The organism is Mesorhizobium sp. B3-1-9 (genome assembly GCF_006439595.1).
Lineage (GTDB): Bacteria > Pseudomonadota > Alphaproteobacteria > Rhizobiales > Rhizobiaceae > Mesorhizobium.
Genome location: NZ_VFTJ01000003.1, coordinates 174,151 through 195,261 on the forward strand (window position 1 = coordinate 174,151; position 21,111 = coordinate 195,261).

The 21,111-nt window shown below is 65.5% G+C and carries 17 protein-coding genes, 1 pseudogene and 1 riboswitch; of the genes and pseudogenes, 11 read left to right on the forward strand and 7 right to left on the reverse strand.

Features of this window, described 5'->3' with window-relative positions; all coding sequences use genetic code 11:
* Nucleotides 1-10 precede the first annotated feature (10 nt).
* The 3 genes from FJW07_RS07135 (at nucleotide 11) to FJW07_RS07145 (ending at nucleotide 3,527) form a co-directional block, all read left to right on the forward strand.
* Nucleotides 11-1,291: a D-arabinono-1,4-lactone oxidase gene (locus FJW07_RS07135; RefSeq protein WP_140855405.1), complete on the forward strand. Its 1,281-nt coding sequence runs from the start codon at nucleotides 11-13 to the stop codon at nucleotides 1,289-1,291.
* Nucleotides 1,288-2,424, forward strand: a complete 1,137-nt coding sequence (locus tag FJW07_RS07140; RefSeq protein ID WP_140855407.1) for an alanine racemase — start codon at nucleotides 1,288-1,290, stop codon at nucleotides 2,422-2,424. The genes FJW07_RS07135 and FJW07_RS07140 overlap by 4 nt, the downstream gene beginning before the upstream one ends.
* A 167-nt stretch (nucleotides 2,425-2,591) precedes the next feature.
* Nucleotides 2,592-3,527 carry a bifunctional helix-turn-helix transcriptional regulator/GNAT family N-acetyltransferase gene (locus FJW07_RS07145; RefSeq protein ID WP_140855409.1) on the forward strand — a complete coding sequence of 312 codons (936 nt, stop codon included), beginning with the start codon at nucleotides 2,592-2,594 and terminating at the stop codon, nucleotides 3,525-3,527.
* Between the two features lie 36 nt (nucleotides 3,528-3,563).
* Here FJW07_RS07145 and FJW07_RS07150 read toward each other — a convergent pair whose 3' ends face one another.
* Entirely contained in the window at nucleotides 3,564-4,397 is an 834-nt protein-coding gene (locus FJW07_RS07150) for an AraC family transcriptional regulator (RefSeq protein ID WP_140855411.1), read from the reverse strand.
* A 148-nt stretch (nucleotides 4,398-4,545) separates the two neighbouring features.
* On the opposite strand from FJW07_RS07150, the gene FJW07_RS07155 reads away from it, so the two are divergent.
* The gene (locus FJW07_RS07155; protein ID WP_140855413.1) at nucleotides 4,546-6,039 is read left to right on the forward strand and encodes a winged helix-turn-helix domain-containing protein; all 1,494 of its coding nucleotides are present in this window, start codon (nucleotides 4,546-4,548) and stop codon (nucleotides 6,037-6,039) included.
* 116 nt (nucleotides 6,040-6,155) lie between these two features.
* On the opposite strand, the gene FJW07_RS07160 is transcribed toward FJW07_RS07155, so the two are convergent.
* From FJW07_RS07160 to FJW07_RS07180, 5 genes are all read right to left on the reverse strand, one after another.
* A complete protein-coding gene (locus tag FJW07_RS07160; RefSeq protein ID WP_246672278.1) occupies nucleotides 6,156-6,488 on the reverse strand; it encodes a hypothetical protein in 333 nt (110 codons plus the stop codon).
* A gap of 28 nt (nucleotides 6,489-6,516) precedes the next feature.
* The gene (locus FJW07_RS07165) at nucleotides 6,517-6,930 is read right to left on the reverse strand and encodes a hypothetical protein (protein WP_140855415.1); all 414 of its coding nucleotides are present in this window, start codon (nucleotides 6,928-6,930) and stop codon (nucleotides 6,517-6,519) included.
* Nucleotides 6,931-7,004: 74 nt separating this feature from the next.
* The gene (locus tag FJW07_RS07170) at nucleotides 7,005-10,109 is read right to left on the reverse strand and encodes an efflux RND transporter permease subunit (protein WP_281405327.1); all 3,105 of its coding nucleotides are present in this window, start codon (nucleotides 10,107-10,109) and stop codon (nucleotides 7,005-7,007) included.
* 116 nt (nucleotides 10,110-10,225) lie between these two features.
* Nucleotides 10,226-11,800, reverse strand: coding sequence for an FAD-dependent monooxygenase (locus FJW07_RS07175; protein ID WP_140855418.1), 1,575 nt, complete (start codon nucleotides 11,798-11,800; stop codon nucleotides 10,226-10,228).
* Nucleotides 11,797-12,954, reverse strand: coding sequence for an efflux RND transporter periplasmic adaptor subunit (locus tag FJW07_RS07180; protein ID WP_140855420.1), 1,158 nt, complete (start codon nucleotides 12,952-12,954; stop codon nucleotides 11,797-11,799). The genes FJW07_RS07175 and FJW07_RS07180 overlap by 4 nt, the downstream gene beginning before the upstream one ends.
* A gap of 334 nt (nucleotides 12,955-13,288) precedes the next feature.
* A riboswitch (cobalamin riboswitch) is annotated at nucleotides 13,289-13,495 on the forward strand.
* Between the two features lie 195 nt (nucleotides 13,496-13,690).
* Between FJW07_RS07180 and FJW07_RS07185 the strand changes: the two genes are divergently transcribed.
* The 4 genes from FJW07_RS07185 (at nucleotide 13,691) to FJW07_RS07200 (ending at nucleotide 17,094) form a co-directional block, all read left to right on the forward strand.
* On the forward strand, nucleotides 13,691-14,074 hold the full coding sequence (locus FJW07_RS07185; RefSeq protein WP_210239860.1) for a DUF1636 family protein: 384 nt from the start codon (nucleotides 13,691-13,693) through the stop codon (nucleotides 14,072-14,074).
* The gene (locus FJW07_RS07190; protein WP_140855424.1) at nucleotides 14,071-14,859 is read left to right on the forward strand and encodes an ABC transporter ATP-binding protein; all 789 of its coding nucleotides are present in this window, start codon (nucleotides 14,071-14,073) and stop codon (nucleotides 14,857-14,859) included. Before FJW07_RS07185 ends, FJW07_RS07190 begins: the two co-directional genes overlap by 4 nt.
* A gap of 31 nt (nucleotides 14,860-14,890) precedes the next feature.
* A complete protein-coding gene (locus FJW07_RS07195; RefSeq protein WP_140855426.1) occupies nucleotides 14,891-15,838 on the forward strand; it encodes an ABC transporter substrate-binding protein in 948 nt (315 codons plus the stop codon).
* A gap of 269 nt (nucleotides 15,839-16,107) precedes the next feature.
* The gene (locus tag FJW07_RS07200; protein ID WP_140855752.1) at nucleotides 16,108-17,094 is read left to right on the forward strand and encodes an iron ABC transporter permease; all 987 of its coding nucleotides are present in this window, start codon (nucleotides 16,108-16,110) and stop codon (nucleotides 17,092-17,094) included.
* Between the two features lie 7 nt (nucleotides 17,095-17,101).
* Here the strand turns inward: FJW07_RS07200 and FJW07_RS07205 are convergent.
* Nucleotides 17,102-17,282, reverse strand: a pseudogene (locus FJW07_RS07205) (phosphatidate cytidylyltransferase); the annotation flags it as partial.
* 128 nt (nucleotides 17,283-17,410) lie between these two features.
* Between FJW07_RS07205 and FJW07_RS07210 the strand changes: the two are divergent.
* From FJW07_RS07210 to FJW07_RS07220, 3 genes are all read left to right on the forward strand, one after another.
* The gene (locus tag FJW07_RS07210; RefSeq protein ID WP_140656956.1) at nucleotides 17,411-17,890 is read left to right on the forward strand and encodes a MarR family transcriptional regulator; all 480 of its coding nucleotides are present in this window, start codon (nucleotides 17,411-17,413) and stop codon (nucleotides 17,888-17,890) included.
* A complete protein-coding gene (locus tag FJW07_RS07215) occupies nucleotides 17,887-19,137 on the forward strand; it encodes an HlyD family secretion protein (protein ID WP_140855428.1) in 1,251 nt (416 codons plus the stop codon). Before FJW07_RS07210 ends, FJW07_RS07215 begins: the two co-directional genes overlap by 4 nt.
* Nucleotides 19,138-19,550: 413 nt before the next feature.
* Nucleotides 19,551-21,083 (forward strand): DHA2 family efflux MFS transporter permease subunit, encoded by a 1,533-nt coding sequence (locus tag FJW07_RS07220; RefSeq protein ID WP_140855430.1) that lies wholly within the window; start codon nucleotides 19,551-19,553, stop codon nucleotides 21,081-21,083.
* Nucleotides 21,084-21,111 lie beyond the last annotated feature (28 nt).

Sequence of the window (21,111 nt, forward strand, 5' to 3'; positions counted from 1 at the left end):
GAGGATTGGGATGGCAGCCGCCTGGAGCAACTGGTCGGGCTTCGTCACGGCTTCCCCGCAATTGATCGCGACCCCGGCCGACGCCGGCGAACTGGCCGATCTGGTGCGCTCGGCGCCCGGACCGCTGCGCGTCGCAGGCGCCGGCCATTCTTTCACGCCGCTGGTGCGGTCCGACGGCACCATCGTTTCGCTGGAGAAGATCGAGGGGCTGGTCTCGCATGACGCTGTCGCCAACCGGGCGCGGGTAAGGGCGGGAACCAGGCTCGGCGCCCTGATGCGCATCCTGCAGGACATCGGCCAGGGCCTGCCCAACATGGGCGACATCGACCGCCAGGCGATCGGCGGCGCGCTGGGCACGGCAACGCATGGCTCCGGCCCGACGCTCGGCGCCTATCACACGCAGTTGGAGGCGGTGCAACTCGTCGACGGACAAGGCAAGCTGCGTGGGTTCAGCAGGGCCGACGACCAGGATATGATCCACGCCACCGGCGTCGCGCTTGGTGCCTTCGGCATCCTCACCGAAGTGACGATGAACAACATCGCGACCTACCGGCTGCGCCGCCGCAAATGGGTGCTGCCGGTCGGCGACATGCTCAAGGACTTCGAGTCGATGATGGCGGCGCATCGCTCGGCCGAGTTCTACTACATCCCCTTCGCCGACTACGTGCAGTTCATTGCCAGCGATCTCAGTGGCGCAGCGCCGACGCCGCGGCCGACCGAGGACGACGAGGAAGGATTGGCGACGCTGCGCAAGCTGCGCACCGCTTTGCGCTGGCTGCCGTCGCTGCGCCGCGCGCTGATCAGGGGAGCGGTGAAGAAAGTGGCCTCCGAGGACTATGTGCAGGACTGGCTCAACGTCTACGCCAGCGACCGTCGCACCAAATTCAACGAGATGGAGTACCACCTGCCTTACGAGGAAGGTCCCAAGGCGTTGGCCGAGATCATCGCGCTGACGGAGAAGCACTTCCCGGAAGTCTATTTCCCGGTGGAGGTGCGTTCGGTGGCGCCCGACGAATTCTGGCTTTCGCCTTTCTACAAAAGGCTGACCTGCTCGATCGCCATCCACCACGATGCGGCCAACGACCCGCTGCCCTTCATGCGCGCCGCCGAGCCCATCTTCCACAAGTATGGCGGCAGGCCGCATTGGGGCAAGATGCACGGCCTGAAGGCAACGGATTTCAAGAAGCTTTATCCGCGCTGGGACGACGCGATGGCGGTGCGGCGCGACATCGATCCGCAAAACCGTTTCGTCTCGCCTTACATGGCCGGCCTGTTCGGCATCCAACAATGAGCGCCTATTTCGCCGCTCTGTCCGACGCATTGCGGGCCGCCGAGATTTTCCGACCCTGCCTTGTTCTCGACCGAGACCGGCTGGACGGCAACATCGCGCTGGTGAAGGAGAGGCTGGCGCCGGGCCTGGCGGTGCGACTGGTCGACAAGTCGCTGCCTTGCATGCCGCTGCTCTTGCACATCGCGCGAGCACTGGAAACCAACCGCTTCATGACCTTCCATCCGCCGGTGACGCAGGCAGTGCTCGACGCTTTTCCCGAGGGCGACCCGCTCTATGGCAAGCCGATGCCGGTCGGCGCCGCCAAGGCCGCGCTGACGAGAGGCGGCGCCGGCTGGTGGTCGCGCGTCTGCTGGCTGATCGATACGCCGGAGCGGCTGGCCGACTATGGCGCCTTGGCCGCCGCGCTCGACACCGAATTGCGCTTCGCTTTCGAGGTGGACGTCGGCCTGCATCGCGGCGGCTTTTCCAGCCCCGCCGAGATCAAGGCGCTGCCGATACCGGATCGTCTGCACTGCGAAGGCATCATGGCCTATGAGGCCCATGCGCCGGAAATCCCCGGTTTATTCGGCGGGGCGGAGAATGCGCTGAAGCAGGCCTCGGCCAAGGCTGCCGGCTTCATCGATGCGCTGGAGCCGGAGGCGCGCCGCATCCTCAACATCGGCGGCTCGAAGACGGCGCTGCTGCATGGCTCGGGCGTCGCTAACGAAGTGTCGATCGGCTCGGCCTTCGTGCTGCCCAAGGATTTCGACACGCCCGGCCTCGGCGGTTTCCAGCCGGCGGCTTTCATCGCCACGCCGATCCTCAAGGCGGTCGATGCGATGCTGCCGGGGCCGCCGGCGGTTTCCAGGGCGTTGCAGTCGCTCGGTCTCTTCGCGCGCAAGGGCTGCTATCTCTATGGCGGCAAGTGGATGGCCGAGCCGGTGTTTCCCGAAGGCATGAAGCCGAACGGCCTGATCGGGCTGTCCTCCAACCAGCAGTTCATGAGCCTGCCCGCCGGGGCGACCGTGAAACCCGGCGACTATGCCTTCCTGCGGCCGACGCAGAGCGAGGCGGTGCTGCAGCATTTCGGTGCGATCGCCGTGTTTTCGGCCGGGCGCATCGTGGAGTTCTGGCCGGTGCTGCCGATGGGGTAAGGGACGCTTCAGCGCTCGCTATTAGCACTGGTGACCGTGAGGTCGTCATTCCAGGGTCTGCGCGCGTCGCTGCGCTCCTTGCTCCGCCCTGGAATGACGAAGGCGTGGCCTATTCATTGACTGAGTCAACTAAATGGTTGATCCTGTCCAAGACAGGAGGATTTCCCATGACGATCCACGACCACCCCGGCAAGGAGCGCATTGACACGGTCCGGTCCTTCAACCGCTTCTACACCCGCCAGATCGGCTTGCTCGACGAGGGCCTGTTGAAGAGCCCGTTCTCGCTGACCGAGGCGCGGGTGCTTTATGAGCTTGCCAACCGCGAGGGGCTGGTCGCCAGCGACCTGGTGCGCGAGCTTGGCCTCGACCCCGGCTATGTCAGCCGTCTTCTCAAGAAATTCGAGGAGCGCGGCCTGGTCGAGCGCGAAGCCACCGAGGCGGACGCGCGCCGCGCCTCGATCGCGCTGACGCCCGCGGGCAGGCAGGCCTTCGCGCCGCTCAACCAGGATTCGCACGACCAGGTGCGGGCGCTGCTCGATCGCCTGGCGCCTGTCGACCAGGAGCGGCTGGTCAAGGCCATGCGCGCCGTACAGGAGCTGCTCGGCGACAAACCCGAACCGAAGGAAGCCTACATCCTGCGACCGCTGCAGGTTGGCGACATCGGTTGGATCACGCGCCGCCAGGGCATGCTCTACACGCAGGAGTATGGTTGGGACAGGACCTTCGAGGCGCTGGTCGCCGAGATCCTCGGCGAATTCGTCAGGAAGTTCGATCCGAAGTGGGAGCGTGCCTGGATCGCCGAGCGCGCGGGCGAGGTTGTCGGTTCCGTCTTCGTCGTGCGCAAGTCGCCGGAGGTGGCGAAGCTCAGGCTGCTCTATGTCGAGCCATCGGCGCGCGGCCTTGGCATCGGCGCGCGCCTGGTCGACGAATGCATCGCCTTCGCGCGCGCCAAGGGCTACAAGACGCTGACCTTATGGACCAACGACATACTGGGCGCGGCCCGCCGCATCTACCAGGCCGTGGGTTTCAAGCTGGTCGACGAGGAGCGCCACCATTCCTTCGGCAAGGACTTGGTCGGGCAGACATGGGATCTGGAGCTTTAGCTCTTTCCCTTCTCCCGCAAGCTGAAGGGAAGGCGCTCACCCCTTCACCGGCAACCAGATCTCCAACCCGCCATTGCCGGTGCGCGCGTCGAATTCGGGTCCGTAGCGCTCGAATTCCGGTGCGTCGGCGATCTCGTGGCCGGAGGCCGGCAGCCAGCTGTTCCAGATCGTGTTGATGGTCCGGCGGATGGTCGAGATGTGCTCGCGATGCGAGAACACCGCATATTTCTGCGCCGGCACCCGCACACGGTAAAAATCCTTCGGCAGGTCGCAGAAATCCGTCACCTGGACGCCGGCGACATAGTCGAAATTGCCGGCATCGTCGCCATTCGTGCACACGCCGTAGAAGACGCCGGGCACTTCGCCTGGAATGTTGCCGATATAGGGGGCGAAGCGCTGCCATTGCATGGGAATGCCGGCGCTGGTCTCGCAGCTGTAGCGCTCGCCGAGACCGGCGATGAGGAAGGGGCGGCTGGTTTCGAAGCGCGGCGACTCGAGTGTGGCGAGAAGCGAACTGTCCATCAGAATGGGCTCCACGAGGTTGAGGTTTCGGGTCGAGCCTTGCGCGCGCACCAGCTCCGGCGTGGTGCCGAATTCATCGCGAAAGGCCCGTGTGAACGCCTCATGCGAGCCGTAGCCGGCATCGAGCGCGACCGAGAGGATGTCGCGCGCGCCGCCGGCCAGCTTGCGCGCCGCTTCGCTCAAGCGGCGCGCCCGCATATAACCCATGACCGACCGTCCCGTGGCGGCGCCGAAGGCGCGCGTCACATGGAAGCGCGATACGCCGCTGCTTTGCGCTATTTCGTCGAGACTGATCGCGTCCGGCAGATGGCTTTCGACAAACCACAGCGCTTTCTCGGTCGGGTTCATGGTTCCTCGCATTTGGCGCGGCGACATTAGCCCTCGCGCCGCCGGCCAGTTTGATCGAAATTGCGCGCTGGGCAATAATGCGCTTAGACCATGCCGCGTCGAGTGGAAGCGATGCGGCGCAAAGCATTGTCCGGGGAGGGGTGTCCCGATGGCGCCGGCGACAGCCGATCAGGTCTTTCGTTTTGGCGGGTTCACGCTCGACCTTGCCATGGGCACGCTGCGCGGCGTTAACGAGCCGCTGTTCCTGCGCCCGAAGGCTTTCGCGCTGCTGTCCCATCTTGCCCGCAACATGGGCCGCGTGGTGCCGAAATCGGAACTGATGGATGTCGTGTGGCCGGACGTCTACGTCACTGAGGATTCGTTGACGCAGTCGGTGCGCGAGATCCGCAAGGTGCTGGGCGACGACATGGTGCGCACCGTCTCCAAGCGTGGCTACATGCTGGCAGCGGAAGCCGAAGCGGCGCCCGAGATAAGCACGCAGCCGATCGTCGCCGTGGTGCGCTTCCGCAATGAGAGCGGCGATCCGGCCGACGAGGCCATGGTCGATGGATTCGCGGAAGACCTGATCAATGGCGTCGCGCGCTTCGGCACCGTCACTGTGCTGGCGCGGAACTCCAGCTTCTCCTTTGCCTCCTTCGGCCGAGCCGAGTGGCCGCAGATCCGCGCCCGCATCGGCGCCGACTATCTTGTCGAGGGCTCGCTGCGCCGTCAGGGCGAGCATGTCGTGGTCGCCGTCAGTCTGGTGGACATCGCCACCGCGAGCCAACTCTGGGGCGACCGCTACCAGTCGCATGGCGAAGGCCTGTTCGCCATCGAGCGCGAGATCGTCGAGCAGATCGTCAGCCGCCTGGTCACGCGGGTCGCCAATGCAGGGCTGCAGCAGGCGTCACGCAAGCCGGTCACCAGCCTTGCCGCCTACGAGCTCCTGATACGTGGCTTTGCGCTGCTGCGCGACCCGGCCCAGACCGACCAGCGCGGCGCCGAGGCCTTGTTCGAGGCGGCGATCGCCAAGGATCCGAATTACGGGCTGGCCTACACCTATCTCGGCTTGGCGCGCTCGCTCGACGGCGAATTCGGGCGTGCCAGCGATGCCGTGCTGGAAAACGCGCGCGACCTTGCCGACAAGGGCCTGGCGCTGTCGCCGGACCAGCCGACCGGTCATCGCGTGCAGTCGCTGATCCGCCTCTACATGCGTGATCACGAGGCGGCCGAGCACCACATGCGCATTGCGCTGCAACTCAACCCTTACGATGCCGACAGCATCGAGCAGATGGGCATGCTGCTGACCATGCGCGGCCGGCCGCTGGAAGCGCTGACCTGGCTGGCACGCGGCATCCGCATCGATCCCTTGCACCCGCATTGGTACCAGTTCGATCGCGCGCTGGCGCTCTACATGATGGGCGAGTACCGGCAGGCGGCCGACGCACTGGAACTGGCAACGCGTCCAGCGCCGTGGATCCGCACGCGGCTCGCGGCCTGTTATGCCCAGATGGGCGACATGGAGAAGGCGCGGCGGCAGATCGCACTCATCGAGGAGGGCGCCCCGTTCTCGCCGATCGACTATGCGCTGCGCGGCGTGCCGTTCGAGAACAAGGCTGATGCCGAGCATCTCGCCGAGGGTGTCAGGCTTGCCCTCGGCTAATGCATGTCGCCCGTAAGTGTGCAGCGGATAGCGACATGCATCAAAAACAGAGACTTAAAAGCGCGTCGACTGAATCCGTTTCAGGGCGACGCGCTTTAGCTGACGCCCGAGGCTGATCAATCGGCCACGACCACGATGTAGCGGCCCTGATAGAGCCGGTAGTAAGTGCCGCCGCAGCGCCAGACGTCAAAACCGTTGACCTTGGTGCGGACGCAGCCGGTGGGCAGCGTCGCGACCCAGGCCGTGGTGTGCCGCAGCACGCGCCAGGTGGTGGTGCGGCGGGCGACTCCGGCGGCGCTGCGCGGCGTCCACGGCGCCCCGATGCGGGCCTCGGCGGTGCTGACCGGCGACAAAGCGGGCACGGCGCTGCCGACGATTTCGACAGCGGTGATCGCGAGGGCGAGCAGAGCTGCGGCCGAGCGGTATTTCTTCAAGGATTTCATGGGCATGTTGGTTTCTCCAGATGTTGGTTGAAGTCTAGTGGGAGGATTGAGCGGCAAGCCGGGTCGAGCCCGTCAGCGCCGCCAGGTGAGCAACCACGAGCACCCAGTGCGCCGTGGTTGTGACGTAGCCGACGACGAGCACGTCCGCGGCGACGAAGAACTGCCAGAACAGAAGGTTCGCCGTTCCAAGCAGCATGTGCACGGCAGCCAGGACGGCATGCCAGTTGCGGGAATAGGCGATGCGCCAGAGCGTCACGCCGATGATCAGGGCAAGCCCGTGCGCCTCGATGAAGCCGATGCCGGTACCGGGCGCATCGCCGAGCAGGATTGCTTCCGGGCCGCGCCCGAAGAAGGAGCCGGCAATGTCGGTGAAGAGCCCGCCGGCCGACGCCAGCATCAGGAAGCCGGCGTTCAGGCGAACGAAGAGGTTTCCGTAGAAGGAGGACATGATCTTGCCTTTCTGTTTGTTGTTGGGATGCGGCCACGTCGGCGTCGCCGCCGTGGCTTGCCGTGCCTCGCCGCTCAGGCGGCGATGGCCTGCGGTTCGGCGGCGGCGGTGACCGGCTCGGTCCCTGCCGCGGCGTGTTCCGGCACCTTGATACGGAACCAGGCGACGTAGAGCGTGGGCAGGAAAACCAGCGTCAGCACCGTCGCCACCATCAGGCCGCCCATCACCGCATAGGCCATCGGTCCCCAGAACACGGTCGGCGCGATCGGGATCATGCCGAGGATGGCTGCCGCCGCCGTCAGCAGGATCGGCCGCAGCCGGTGCGTGGTGGCGCTGATCACCGCCGCCCACGGCTCCTCGCCGGCGGCGATATGCTGGTCGATCTGCGCGATCAGGATGACCGAGTTGCGGATCACCATGCCGATCAGCGACATCACGCCGAGGATGGCGACAAAGCCCATCGGAGCCCCTGACAGAAACAGCGCGCCGGCGACGCCGACGATGGCCAGCGGAGCGGTGAGCAGCACCAGCATCAAGCGCTGGAAGCTCATCAGCTGGATCATCAGCACCGTAGCCATGATAAACAGCATCAGCGGAAAGACCACGAAGATGCTGGCCTGCGCCTTGGCGCTGTCCTCGATGACGCCACCCTGCTCGACGCTGTAGCGCACCGGCAGCTCGGCCTTAAACGTGGCGATCGCCTTCTCCAGCCGCTTCGACACGATGGTGGCGTTCTCGTCCGTCGCGACGTCGGCCTGCACGGTCACCGTCGGCAGGCGGCCTCGACGCCAGATCAGCGGCGGCTCGGTCTGGTAGCTGAGCTTCGCCACCTGTTCGAGCGGCACGCGCCGTCCGCCGGAGGCGCTGATCGTCAGGCCGCGCAGCGTGTCGATGCTGGCGCGTTCCGAATCCACGGCGCGGGCGACGATGTCGACGAGATAGGTGTCGTCGCGCATTTCGGTGATCTTCGAGCCGGACAGGATCGCGTTGATCGTCTCCGACAGCTGCTGCGAGGAGATGCCCAGCGCACGCGCCCGGTCCTGGTCGACCTCGACCTTGATGACCTTGGCCGGCTCGTTCCAGTCGTAGTTGATGTTGCGGACCGCTGCGTCGCTGCCGAGCACCTGCGCGAACTGCTGCGCGAGACTCCGCGTCTTGTCCGGGTCTGGACCGCTGACACGGAACTTCAGCGGCCAGCCGACCGGCGGGCCAAGTTCCAGCGGCGTGACGCGGGCCATGACGTCGTCGAAGCCGGTCGACAGCTCCTTCTCCAGACGGTCGATGACCGCTTGGCGCACGGCATGACCCTTGGTCACCACCACCGCCTGGGCGAAAAAGTCGTTGGCCAGCTGCGCGTCGAGCGGCAGGTAGAAGCGCACCGCGCCCTGGCCGACATAGAAGCTCCAATGGTCGATGTCAGGATCGGAAGCGAGCAGCTTCTCGACGCGCTCGACGACCGCGTCCGTCGCCTTGATCGAGGCGGTGCGCGGCAGTGTGAGATCGAGCATGACCTCCGGCCGGTCCGACTTCGGGAAGAACTCCTGGCCGACGAAGCCCATGGCAACGACCGAGAGCGCGAACAGCCCGGCGGTCGCCGACAGCACCAGCCACTTCGCCCGCATCGCGGTTTCGAGCAGCACCTGGAAGCCACGGGCAATGCGCGACGGCTGGTGGCTGCCGCCATGTCCCTTGATGCGGTCCGGCAGAATGAAGACGCCGGTGAGCGGCGTGAACAGCACCGCGACGACCCAGGAGACGACGAGCGCAATGGCGACGACCGCAAACAGCGAGAAGCAGTATTCGCCGGCGCCGCTCTTGGCGAAGCCGACCGGCACGAAGCCGGCGATCGTCACCACCGTGCCGGTCAGCATCGGGAAGGCAGTCGAGGTATAGGCATAGGTGGCGGCCGAGATCTTGTCGTAGCCTTCCTCCATGCGGGCGATCATCATCTCGACCGCGATCATCGCATCGTCGACCAGCAGGCCGAGTGCGATGATCAGCGCGCCGAGCGAGATACGCTGCAGCGATATGCCGAAATACTGCATGGTGACGAAGGTGATCGCCAGCACCAGCGGGATGGCAACCGCCACGACGACGCCGGGGCGCCAGCCAAGCGCCAGCAGTGACACGGCAAGCACGATGGCGATCGCTTCGCCGAGGCTCTTGGTGAATTCGCCGACGGATTCTTCCACGACATGCGACTGGTCCGCGACCATGCCGAGCTCGGCGCCGAGCGGCAGCTCGGCCTCCATCTCATGCATCTTCTCCTTGACGTTTTCGCCCAATGCCAGCGCGTCGCCGCCTGCCGTCATCGAGACGGCGATGCCGACCGCTGGCTTGCCGTTGAAGCGGAACATCGGCTGCGGCGGGTCGGAATCGGCGCGCTTGACCTCGGCGACGTCGCCCAATCGGAAGTAATGGCCGCTGGCGTAGAAGTTGATCGCCTTCAGGCTCTCTTCCGACGTGAAGGAACCGGACACGCGGATGGCGATGCGCTCGGGACCGGCGTCGACCGTGCCGCTCGGCGTCAGCGCGTTCTGCGCCTGCAACGCCTGCGTCAGCGTGCCGACGTCGAGGCCGAGCGCCGCCACCTTCTGGGTCGAGAATTCGAGATAGATCTTCTCGTCCTGCTGGCCGATCAGGTCGACCTTGGCGACGTCCTTCACCGTGAGCAGCCCGGCGCGCAGGCTGGTCGCCATATCCTTCAGCTCGCGATGGCTGAGGCTGTCGGAGGTGAGCGCGTAGATCAGCGAATAGGTGTCGCCGAACTCGTCGTTGAAGAACGGGCCCTGCACCCCCGACGGCAGCGTCGGCTTGATGTCGTCCAGCTTCTTGCGCACCTGGTACCAGAGCGGTTGCACCTCGTCGCCGGCAACAGTGTCCTTCAGGTTGACGAAGACGATGGATTCGCCCGGCTTGGTGTAGCTCTTGACGTAGTCGAGATCGGGCAGTTCCTCGAGCTTCTTCTCGATGCGGTCGGTGATCTGTTCGACCGTGTCGCTGGTGCTGGCGCCTGGCCACATCGTCTTCACCACCATGGTCTTGATGGTGAAGGGCGGGTCCTCCTCGCGGCCGAGACCGCGATAGGCGTAGAGGCCGGCGAGTGCGGCCGCGATCATCAGGTAGACGATGAAGCTGCGGTGGCGCAGCGCCCATTCGGAAAGATTGAAGCTGGTCATGATGCAAAGCCCTCTCAGCGCGCGAAGGCGCGTTCCGCCGGCTTCTGCCGGCTGGCGAAAACAAGTGATGGTTTAGGTCCGGTCAGCGCCCGCCATTTGGCGGGCGCCGCGGCAAGTCAGGCCAGGCTGTGCATGGTGCCCGGTACGCGGTATGGCGCCCGCTCGGCCGTCCTTGGTTTGATGGCGAGGCCGGCGAGGTAGCGCTGGAAGCTCGCCGCCTCCTGCGCCGGCGAGGCGAGCGCGACATGCCCGTCCGGCCTCACCAGATAGGCGGCGTCGCGCTGCAAGGCGGCTTTCGCGGCGGTCTCCGACCAGGCGAAGCCGTGAACCGGAATGCCGGTCGATGCCAGCATGGCCCGGAATTCCGCATTGACCTCGCCATAGACATGCACCTGCCAGTCCAGCGAGCGCAGCGGCTCGAGATTGTCGCTGCTTGGCATCGGCACATAGGGCAGGCGGTCGCCGCCGCTGACCTTTCCCGCTGTGCCCGAGCTGATCGGGCCGGCGCGGTACTGGATCGCCGCCTGCGAGATGACGCCGAAGAAGGCGCGCGAGCCGTATGACGTGTGCAGCGCGATGTTCAGGATATTCGGCATCAGATAGCGCCGGAACAGGCCGACGAGCCGCGAGCGGCTGGTGGCGATGCGGAACGCCTGGTCCGTGCTCTCGATCAGTCTGTGGGCGAAGGCGATGCGCTCCGGCTCATAGCTGTCGAGCAGGCGCGGATCGGCGCGGCCCTGGACGACGGCAGCGAGCTTCCAGGCAAGGTTCACCGCATCGCCCATGCCGGTGTTCATCCCCTGTCCGCCGGCCGGGCTGTGAATGTGGCCAGCGTCGCCGCAGAGGAACACACGGCCGACGCGAAAATTCTCGGCGACGCGATGATGGACCCCGTAGGTCGAGAACCAGTTGACCTCGTCGACCGTTACGCCGGTGTCGCGCTCGACGTCGGCGCGTATCGCCTCGAAGCTGATCGTCTCGTCCGCCTCATGCGCCTTCGGCACGATGCCGATCAGCCGGATCGAACCCGACTGCCGGACCGGCATGACGATGGCAAAACCGTAGGTGCTGATGGTCGTGTCCATGCCGTTGCGGGTGATGTCGCCACGGCCTTTCACGTCGACGACGTAGAAGGACTGTTCGTAGGCGCCGCCGGGAAAGCCGATATTCAGCCCGTGGCGCACTGTGCTGTGGGCGCCGTCGCAACCGGCGAGGTAGTTGGCGACGACGGTTTCCGTCTGGCCTTCCTTGCTTAGCGTCGCGATGACCGCGTGGCCCTTGTCCTGGAAAGCGATGAGCTCCGTGCCGCGCTCCACCTCGACGCCGGCGCGCTCCAGATGCGTGATCAGCACGCGCTCGTGGATGTCCTGCGGCAGCGCGAAGGCGAAGGAATAGGGGCTGATGCCGCGGCCGAAATCGGCGAGCGGGAGTCTCGCGGCGACGCCTGCCGGCGTGTGCACGGTGAGCTGTTCGATCTTCACGCCCGCTGCAAGCACGTCGTCGACGATGCCGATCTGGCGGTGGAATTCCAGCGTGCGCGCCTGGACGGCCAGCGCGCGCGAGGTTTCGCCGGGAGCGGCGGCCTTGTCGAAGATGCGCACCGGAACGCCGAGCTTGGTCAACCAGAGCGCGAGCGTCAGCCCGGTCGGGCCGGCGCCGGCGATGAGGACCTTGGTCTTTGACATGGTCATTTTCCTTCTCCCTCAACGATACGGACTTTTTCGTGTTCCCGCAGCCGGTTTACGCCGGCAGTGACGACCCGGTCGCCCTTGGTGAGCCCGGCACTGACGACTACGCGGTCGGTCTCGTAGCGGGCGATGGTGACCGGCTTGAGCTCGACAGCCGACGAGGCCGACACCACCCAGACGGCGGGCTTGCCTTCCTTGTCGAACAGCGCGCTGCCCGGCAGCAGCACGACAGGCGCGCCGGCGTTCTCGACGCGGCCGGCGACACTTGCGCCGAAACGCATCTCGTCAGGCGCTTTCTCGAGCGAAACCTTCACCTGGAAGGTGCGGGTGGCGGCGTCGGCCATCGGCGCTATCTCGCGCACAGTGCCGGCGGTCGAGATAGCCGGATTGCTGAGCAGCGAGACGGTGACGGCGGGTATCTTTCGACCGCGCCGGTCGCTGGTAAAGGCTGCTTCCGCGATAGAGAACACCGCGTCGCGGCTCTCCGGATCGGCGACGCGTACCACCATCTGCCCAACATTGACCGATTGGCCGGCCTCGGCGCCGGTGGCGGTGACGATGCCGTCGAATTCGGCCCGGAGCTCGGTGTAACCGAGCTGGTCCTTGGCCATCGCGAAGGCGATGTTCGCCGATTTCAGCTTGGCCTCGGCCGAGCGCAGATTCTTTAGCGTCGCGTCATGGTTGGCGCGTGTCGTGAAACCCTTGGCGAGCAGCGCGCTGATACGCGCTTCGGCGGCGCTGGCTTCCACCAGCACGGCCTCGGCCGCTGTCACATCGGCTTCCGCACTGGCCAGCCGGTTTCGATAATCCTGGTCGTCGACCTGGGCGAGCACCTCGCCCTTCTTCACCGTGGCGCCGACCTCGGCGGTGCGCTGGATGAGCTTGCCGGAAACGCGAAAACCGAGATCGCTCTCCAGCCTCGGCTTGATCTCGCCGATGGCGACGCGGTTATCCGCGGCGGGTTCCGGCGAGACCGAAACTGCCTTGACCAGCTTGGTTTCGGGCATGCCCGGCGCGACGTTCGATGCTTCGCTTCTGGCGCCGTGCCAGACCATCACGGCACCGCAAGCGAGAGCGGCGATCGAGCCGGCGACAAGGCGGCGCCTGAGCGGCTTGTTGTGCCCAAGAGGACTGTTGTGAAAACGTGCGGCAATCATGTCGTCTCCGTGCCCAAGGTTGCGGCCGCGCTTGGGAGGACGCGGCGGCCGGGAAAACTGCGTTGGCTGGCAGGGGATCGAGGCGTTGCAACCTGTCTTTCGCCAGCCCGATCTTTTTGCGATTTCGGCTCCGGCAAATCCCGAACGGTTTCTGAAAATTTTCCGATGTTTGGGTGAGACGGCGCGAGGAGGGATTGACTGCTACGCATTCGTTGGTATGTAACGTTATTACATATCATAACGAGAATCGAACCACGAATGCATTTCTCCAGGCAGGTCGCTTCACGCGGTGATGAACGCGCGCAGAAGCCGTTGCGACTCGCGCGCGGACAACCTACGATGGCTGCGTCATGGTCCCCGAGCCGCAAGGCGAGGGGTGAAAAGGGAACACGGTGAGATCCGGTCTGGATTGAACCCGTGGCTGCCCCCGCAACTGTGAGCGGCGAGCTTCATCCGAAACGCCACTGGCCGGCAAGGCTGGGAAGGCGGATGGCGCAACGACCCGCGAGCCAGGAGACCTGCCATCGACATGAGTTGACCGGACGGGGTGTGCCGGGAGGAGACGCGGGCACCGGTCTTGTCGGCCGGCTCGTCCAGCATCCTTCCGTCGCCATTTTGGAAAGTGACGGAAATGTTGGACGCCTCGAGAGCAATTCCAGGAAAAGTGTGTAGCGGTTTTCCGTCTGGAATTGCGTCAAAACAAAGAGATAGAGCGGTTCGCCGTTTCCGTGAAACGGTGAAACGCTCGAGCCATCGCATCATCGTCTGTTCGCTGTGTCGCGATACCGTGACCGGGCTGAGGTCCGGCGAGGGTTTGTGCGCCGACCTGCGCTCCAGGCTTTCCTTGCAGCCGGCGCCTTCCTTTGCCATCGAGACCATCGACTGCATGGCGGGTTGCGCGCGGCCGCTCGCCGTGGCCTTCATGGCGCAAGGCAAAGCCACCTATCTCTTCGGTTCCATCGACAGGGGCACCGACGCCGGCGCGCTGGTCGAATTTGCCAGGCTCTATGCCTCGCTGCCCGACGGCTGGTGCAATTCCGGCCAGCGCCCGGCAAGGCTAGCCGGCAAGATACTGGCGCGCATCCCCGCCGCGGGTAAGGCCAGGAAGCAAGTCCGGTGAACGTGCCCCTGCTTGAAGCCCGCGATCTGGGCGCCATGGCAAACGGCCGGACGCTAGTCGAGGATCTCAGCCTGTCGCTGGCGGCGGGTGAGCGGCTCGCCATCATCGGCCCGAACGGCGCCGGCAAGACGACTCTGCTGCGCATGTTGTGCGGAGCGTTGTCGCCGAGCCACGGCGAGGTTCGCCTGGCCGGGCGCCGGCTGGACAGGATCACCGCCGCCGAGCGGGCGCTCAGCATCGCCGTCGTCGGCCAGACGGACCAGCCGGATCCACGGCTGGCGCTCATCGACTATGTCGAGCTTGGCCGCGTCCCGCATGCCGGCCTGAGGCGCCGGCACGACGATCGCGACATCGTCGTCGAAGCACTGCGCCGGACCGGGCTCTTGCCACTGCTCGCGCGCAGCATCGGCTCGCTCTCCGGCGGCGAGCGCCAGCGCGCGCAGCTCGCCCGTGCCATCGCGCAAGAGCCGAAGATCCTGTTCCTCGACGAGCCGACCAACCACCTTGACCCGCGCGCCCGCGCAGAACTGCTCGAACTGGTGGCCGAATTCAGCATGACCGTGGTCGCCGTGCTGCACGATCTCGCCTTGGTGGCGCCCTTCGCCACCAACGTCGCGGTGATGAGCAACGCCCGGCTGCACGCGCTGGCGCCGCCGCGCGAGGCGCTGGCGCAGCCGCATATCCGCGAGGTTTTCGGCATCGACGTGCTGCGCCTGCGGCACCCGACCGAGGACCGCGAGCTCACCGTCTTCGAACTGCCCACGCGCGCTTGCTCGCCATCCTGAACCTGCCAACCCAAACAAGGAGCACCATCCCGTGAAACGCCTCGCTTTGTCGTTTGCCTTCTCGCTTCTCGCCTCGGTCGCCTTCGCCTTCCCGGTCACCGTCGACAGCTGCGGCAAGCCGCTCACCTTCGATGCACCGCCAAAACGCGCCGTCATCCAGGACCTCAACATGGCCGAGATGGCCTTCGTGCTGAAGCTGCAGCCGTCGATCGTCGGGCTTACCGGCATCACCGGCTGGTACAAGGTCGGCCCCGAGTTCAAGGCCGGGCAGGGCTCCATCCCGGAGCTGGCGCCAAAATATCCGACGCTGGAAAACCTCGTCGCCGTGCAGCCGGATTTCTTCTTCGCCGGCTGGTACTACGGCATGAAGCCGGGCGGCGAGGTCACGCCCGACACGCTCGCCCCACACGGCATCAAGACGCTGGTGCTGACCGAAAGCTGCGTCCATCTCGACAAGAACCGGCCCGCCGCCTCGATGGACTTGCTCTATGGCGACGTCGAGAAGCTCGGCAAGATCTTCGGCAAAGAGACGGAGGCCGAAAAGCTGGTCGCCGGCTGGAAGGCCGAGCTTGCCGATATCACCGCCAAGGTCGGCGACCGCAAGGGCACGCGCGTGTTCCTCTACGATTCCGGCGAGGACAAGCCCTTCACCGCCGGCAAGTTCGCCATTCCCAACGCCATGATCGCAGCCGCCGGCGGCGAAAACATAATGGCCGACATGGAGACGAGTTGGGGCAACACCGACTGGGAGACGGTCGCCTCGCGCAATCCACAGTTCCTCATCCTGCTCGATTACCAGGACGGCGGCGGCTACAGGAAGCTGCTCGATTTCCTTAAAGTCCATCCGGCCATGAAGGAGACCGACGCTGTCAGGAACGAGCGGTTCGTCGCGCTGCGCTACGCCGAGCTGACGCCCGGACCCGCCAACATCGAGGCGATCGGCAAGATCGCCAGGGCCATGCATCCGGAAGCGTTTTAGGCCTGGAGTTCTGATGGGGTGGGGATGGCTTCATTGACGGATCGCCTGCCTGTGAATCGGCCGCTTTGGAGATTGGCCAAAACACTCGCGACTTCGTCATCCACGGGCGGAGCAAGGAGCGAAGCGCCGTCGCACAGACCCTGGAATGATGGGTGGACGGCCCTTGCGGCATCGACGAAGTCGCGGATGCCTCGGCTAATCCCGGACGGCGGTATCGCGGCGGCAGGTCCCACGCCGTGAACCTGCGCCGCCGATCGTTCGCTTTGGCCATGATGCTTGGCGCGGCGCTGCTGGTCGCGCTCGGGCTGCTTTCGATCGCCTATGGCTCGACGCTGATACCTCTGCGCCAGGTCGTCGGCGCGCTGGCGCATGCGGCCGGACTGGGCAGCCAGAGCCCATCCGGCCCGGTCGGCAGCATCGTCGTCGACCTGAGGCTGCCGCGCACGTTGCTGGCGATCGCCGTCGGCGCCGGCCTTGGCGTGGTCGGCGCGCTGCTACAGACGGTCACTCGCAACGACCTCGCCGATCCGTTCCTGTTTGGCCTCTCCTCGGGCGCGGCGGCCGGCGCGGTCTCCGTCATCACCGTATTCGGCGACACGTTCGGCGTCTGGACGCTGCCGCTTGCCGCCTTCACCGGCGGCGTGCTGGCGGCGGCGATCGTGCTTCTGCTGGTGTCGCGGGTGAAGGGGCAGGGGCCTGAGCGGCTGATCCTGGCCGGCCTCGCCGTCTCATTTCTGTTCACTGCCTTGACCAACTATCTCGTGTTCGCCGGCGATCAGCGCGCTGCCCATTCGGTGTTGTTCTGGACCATGGGCGGGCTCGGTCTTGCCCGCTGGGACAATATCGGCCTGGCGGCGCTTGGCGCTGGCATCATCCTCGCCTATGGCCTGTGGAACCACCGCCGCTTCGATGCTTTCCTCGCCGGCGAAAGCGCCGCCGAGAGCCTTGGCGTGCCGGTGGCGAGGATGCGCCGCGCGACATTCCTCGTCGCCGCCCTGGCGACCGCCATTCTCGTTGCCGTGGCCGGCGTCATCGGCTTCGTCGGCCTGATGATCCCTCATCTCAGCCGGCCGCTCTCCGGCCCCTTGCATCGCAACCTGGTCATCGCCTGCGCGCTGTTCGGCGCCATCCTGCTGTTGGCCAGCGATCTGCTGGCCCGCACGCTTTTGCCGCCGCAGGAACTGCCGATTGGCATCATCACCAGCTCGCTCGGCGCGTTCTTCGTCGTCACCTTGCTGATGCGTAACCGGCTCTGACCGGTAATTAAACCGTCCAGAAACAGCGCACGATGTGGAAGAAGATCGGCGCAGCGAAGGCCAGGCTGCCGGTGCGGTCGAGCATGCCGCCATGAACCTTCGATCAGGTGGCCCCGGTCCTTGACGCCCTGGTCGCGCTTGATCGCCGAGGCGACGAGTCCGCCGAGAAATCCCATCGTGCAGGCGACGAAGGCACGGAGCTATCTTCACCGGACACTAACCATCGACGCATCGGGTGCCTGATATCTCGATTTGCTGGCTACCTGGCACAAAGCATCCGCTTGAATAGTAAGCACGCTTATTATATGTATCGCTCATGGTTTCAGATGGTATCGACAGATTGGGATTTTTGATCCACGACGTGCAGCGCCTGATGCGCAAGCGTTTCGAGGTGCGTGCCAGTGGGTTGGGTCTTTCCTCGGCGCAATGGCGGCTGATGGTGCGCGTTGCCAAGGAAGAAGGCATCACCCAGGCGCGGCTGGCTGAGCTGCTCGAAATCGAGCCGATCAGCGTCTCGCGCCTCGTCGATCGCATGGAGGAGGGCGGCTGGATCGAGCGCCGCCAGGATGCCACCGACCGGCGCGTGCGCATGATCTTCCCGACCGAGAAGGCGAGCGCCGCTTACGCCGACGTCAAAAGCCTTGCCGGCGAGGTCTACGAGGAGTCGTTGACTGGTGTTTCGCCTCAAGAGCGGCGCATCCTGGTCCGGGTGTTGGACACGATCGTGCAGAACCTGACGGACGGCGAGGCATCGTCCCTCGAAAAGATAAAGAGCAGGGAAGGGGCGGCGGCATGAGCGCGGTAGCCAAGCGGGAAGACGACAACGTCACGAAGCTGAGTGCGCCGGCACAGCCGGTCGCCAATGCGTCGGCGCAGCCGGTCGCCAATGCGCCGGCACAGCCGGTCGCCGAGGCCCCCGCGCAGCCGGCTGCCGCTCCGGTCGCGGTGGCGCCTGCGCCGCAGCCGGCTCCGGCCGCGCCGAAGAAGAAGCGCCGTCTCGGCCGCTTCCTGTTGATGGTCGCCTTGCCGCTGGCCCTGCTCGTTGGCGGCGCGTATGTCTGGGTAACAGGCGGCCGCTATCAGGAAACCGAGAACGCCAATCTGCAGCAGGCCAGGATTTCGGTCGCCTCCGACACGGCCGGCCGCATCGTCCAGGTCGGTATCGCCGATAATCAACTGGTCAAGCAGGGCGACCTTCTCTTCGTCATCGATCCCGAGCCTTACAGGATCGCGCTCGCCCAGGCCGATGCGGCGGTCGCCGCCGCGCGCCTCAATGTCGAGCAGTTGCGCGCCGCTTACAGCCAGGCGACGGCGCAGGAAAGGTCCGCCTCCAGCGAAGTCGACTATGCGCAGTCGCAATATGGCCGCGCCGCCGATCTCGCGCAGAAGGGCATCAACGCCAAGTCCTCGCTCGACCAGGCCCGCAACGACCTCGACAAGGCCAAGCAGCAGTTGGCTGTCGCGGAGCAGGGCATCGTCAGCGCCAAGGCGGCGCTCGGCGGCAATCCGGACATCGAGACCGACAAGCATCCGACCGTGATGGCGGCCTTGGCCACGCGCGACAAGGCCGCCTACGATCTGGCGCAGACAACCGTGAAGGCGCCGGCCGACGGCGTCATCTACCAGGCCGCCTCCTTCAAGGTCGGCCAGTATGTCTCCGTCGGCACGCCGCTGTTCGCACTGGTCGAGACCGGCGACACCTGGATCGACGCCAATTTCAAGGAGACCCAGCTCACCAACATGAAGCCGGGCCAGAAGGCCGAGATCGTCGTCGACACCTATCCGGGCCGCACATTCGAGGCGATCGTCAAGGCGATCGGCGCCGGCACGGGCGCGGAGTTCTCGCTGCTGCCCGCGCAAAACGCCACCGGCAACTGGGTCAAGGTCACGCAGCGCATTCCCGTACGCCTGGAACTGACCGATCCCGATGCCAAGATGGCGCTGCGCACCGGCATGAGCGCCACCGTCACCGTCGACACCGGCGTGGCGCGCGGCCTGCCGTCGATCTTCGGCCACGCCGCGGCAGGGGAGCACGCGCAGTAACGGCAGCGAGGCCCGTCGCGACGCGGCGCGGGCATTGAGGGGATTGGTCTGATGGGAGGACTGACAAGGATCAGCGAGGCAAGCCGCATGGCGGCTGGTTCGAAAGCTGGGGCCTCGTCGCGGACCCGTCGGTCCTCAGGTTTCCGGGCGGCAGGCATCCGCTCCAACAGAGACTTTCGGTCGATGTAACCCCCACATCGATAGTCGCGTCCCACCGCGATGAAGGTCTCTCAATGGAAGGCTTTGCCGCCCGGAAACCTAGAGCCGGATGATTTCAGGTCTGTTCGGCCTGAAATCTGAATCCGCCTCTAAATCAAAGAGATAGAGCATGATGTCGTCCGAAGGCCGCTTCACACTTTTCGGCATCATGCTCTAGTGTACACGTTTTTGTTACCTGCTGGAAGTTCAGCATCATGAGCACGCCCGAAGCCTTCAAGGAAGTGCCGCATCGCGGACTGATCACGGTCGCGCTGATGCTGGCGACGATCATGCAGGCGCTCGACACCACGATCGCCAATGTCGCGCTGCCGACCATGACCGGCGACCTCGGCGCGTCGCCCGACAACATCAACTGGGTGCTGACCTCCTATATCGTGGCCGCGGCAATCATGACGCCGGTCACCGGCTGGCTTGCCGACCGGCTTGGCCGCAAGGAGCTGTTCCTCGCCTCCGTTGTCGGCTTCACCATCTTCTCCATGCTCTGCGGCCTTGCCTGGAGTCTCGAGACGATGGTGCTCTTCCGGCTGTTGCAGGGCGTGTTCGGCGCGGCCATCGTGCCGCTGTCGCAGACCTTCCTGCTCGACATCAACCCGAAGGAGCGCCATGGCCAGGCGATGGCGATCTGGGGCGCCGGCATCATGCTTGGGCCGATCCTGGGGCCGACACTCGGCGGCTGGCTGACGGAAAACTTCAATTGGCGCTGGGTGTTCTTCATCAACCTGCCGGTCGGCATCCTCGCCTTCCTCGGCATGGCCGCCTATCTGCCCGTCGTCGCCAAGCGCATGCGCGGCTTCGACTTCTTCGGCTTCGCCATGCTGTCGATCGGCGTCGGCGCGCTGCAGCTTCTGCTCGACCGCGGCGGCGAGGTCGACTGGTTCAACTCGGCCGAGATCTGGATCGAGCTCGCTCTGTCGCTCACCGGCTTCTGGGTGTTCATCATCCACACGGTGACATCAGAGCATCCCTTCATCGATCCAAAAATCTTCCTCGACCGCAATTTCGTGACCGGGCTGGGCTTCATCTTCGTCATGGGTGTGCTGATCCTGGCCTCGATGTCGCTGTTGCCGCCGATGCTGGCAAACATCTTCGGCTACCCGACCGTGACCATCGGCGTCGTGCTGGGTCCGCGCGGCATCGGCACGATGATTTCGATGCTGGTCGTCGGCCGCATCATGCACAGGATCGATGCCAGGGTCCTCGTCGCCATCGGCTTCCTGCTCACCGCGCAGTCGCTCTATACGATGGCGAGCTTCACGCCGCAGATGGACAATTGGCTGATCATCTCTTCGGGCGTCGTCCAGGGTCTCGGCATGGGCATGGTGTTCGTGCCGCTGTCGACGGTCGCCTTCGCCACGCTCGACGCGCGCTACCGCACCGACGCCACCTCGCTGTTCAGCCTGGTGCGCAATCTGGGCTCGTCCATCGGCGTATCGGTGGTCGCGGCGTTGATGGTGCGCAACACCCAGATCAACCACACCGAGCTTTCGGCCTTCATCAACCCGTACAACCCGAACCTGTGGGCCGCGTCTCCGGCGGCGGCCGCCGGCGATCCCGCAGCGCTTTCGCAGGTCGACCGCGCCGTGAATGTCCAGGCGATGATGATCTCCTACATCAACGACTTCAAGATCCTGATGGTGATGACGCTGGCCGCGATTCCATTCGTCGTTCTGCTGCGCAAGCCCAGGGCCGCGCCCGTAGGCGGGGCGCCAGCGGCGCATATGGATTGATAAAGCCGCTGATCTAAGCCGGCCGCCT

What these genes read in the sequence shown, in the direction of transcription:
- FJW07_RS07215 (WP_140855428.1), top strand. Translation starts at nt 17,887, where the DNA reads ATGAGCGCGGTAGCCAAGCGGGAAGACGACAACGTCACGAAGCTGAGT.
- FJW07_RS07155 (WP_140855413.1), top strand. Translation starts at nt 4,546, where the DNA reads ATGGCGCCGGCGACAGCCGATCAGGTCTTTCGTTTTGGCGGGTTCACG.
- FJW07_RS07140 (WP_140855407.1), top strand. Translation starts at nt 1,288, where the DNA reads ATGAGCGCCTATTTCGCCGCTCTGTCCGACGCATTGCGGGCCGCCGAG.
- FJW07_RS07150 (WP_140855411.1), bottom strand. Translation starts at nt 4,397, where the DNA reads ATGAACCCGACCGAGAAAGCGCTGTGGTTTGTCGAAAGCCATCTGCCG.
- FJW07_RS07220 (WP_140855430.1), top strand. Translation starts at nt 19,551, where the DNA reads ATGAGCACGCCCGAAGCCTTCAAGGAAGTGCCGCATCGCGGACTGATC.
- FJW07_RS07210 (WP_140656956.1), top strand. Translation starts at nt 17,411, where the DNA reads ATGGTTTCAGATGGTATCGACAGATTGGGATTTTTGATCCACGACGTG.
- FJW07_RS07145 (WP_140855409.1), top strand. Translation starts at nt 2,592, where the DNA reads ATGACGATCCACGACCACCCCGGCAAGGAGCGCATTGACACGGTCCGG.
- FJW07_RS07135 (WP_140855405.1), top strand. Translation starts at nt 11, where the DNA reads ATGGCAGCCGCCTGGAGCAACTGGTCGGGCTTCGTCACGGCTTCCCCG.
- FJW07_RS07175 (WP_140855418.1), bottom strand. Translation starts at nt 11,800, where the DNA reads ATGACCATGTCAAAGACCAAGGTCCTCATCGCCGGCGCCGGCCCGACC.
- FJW07_RS07180 (WP_140855420.1), bottom strand. Translation starts at nt 12,954, where the DNA reads ATGATTGCCGCACGTTTTCACAACAGTCCTCTTGGGCACAACAAGCCG.
- FJW07_RS07170 (WP_281405327.1), bottom strand. Translation starts at nt 10,109, where the DNA reads ATGACCAGCTTCAATCTTTCCGAATGGGCGCTGCGCCACCGCAGCTTC.
- FJW07_RS07165 (WP_140855415.1), bottom strand. Translation starts at nt 6,930, where the DNA reads ATGTCCTCCTTCTACGGAAACCTCTTCGTTCGCCTGAACGCCGGCTTC.
- FJW07_RS07160 (WP_246672278.1), bottom strand. Translation starts at nt 6,488, where the DNA reads ATGCCCATGAAATCCTTGAAGAAATACCGCTCGGCCGCAGCTCTGCTC.
- FJW07_RS07200 (WP_140855752.1), top strand. Translation starts at nt 16,108, where the DNA reads ATGATGCTTGGCGCGGCGCTGCTGGTCGCGCTCGGGCTGCTTTCGATC.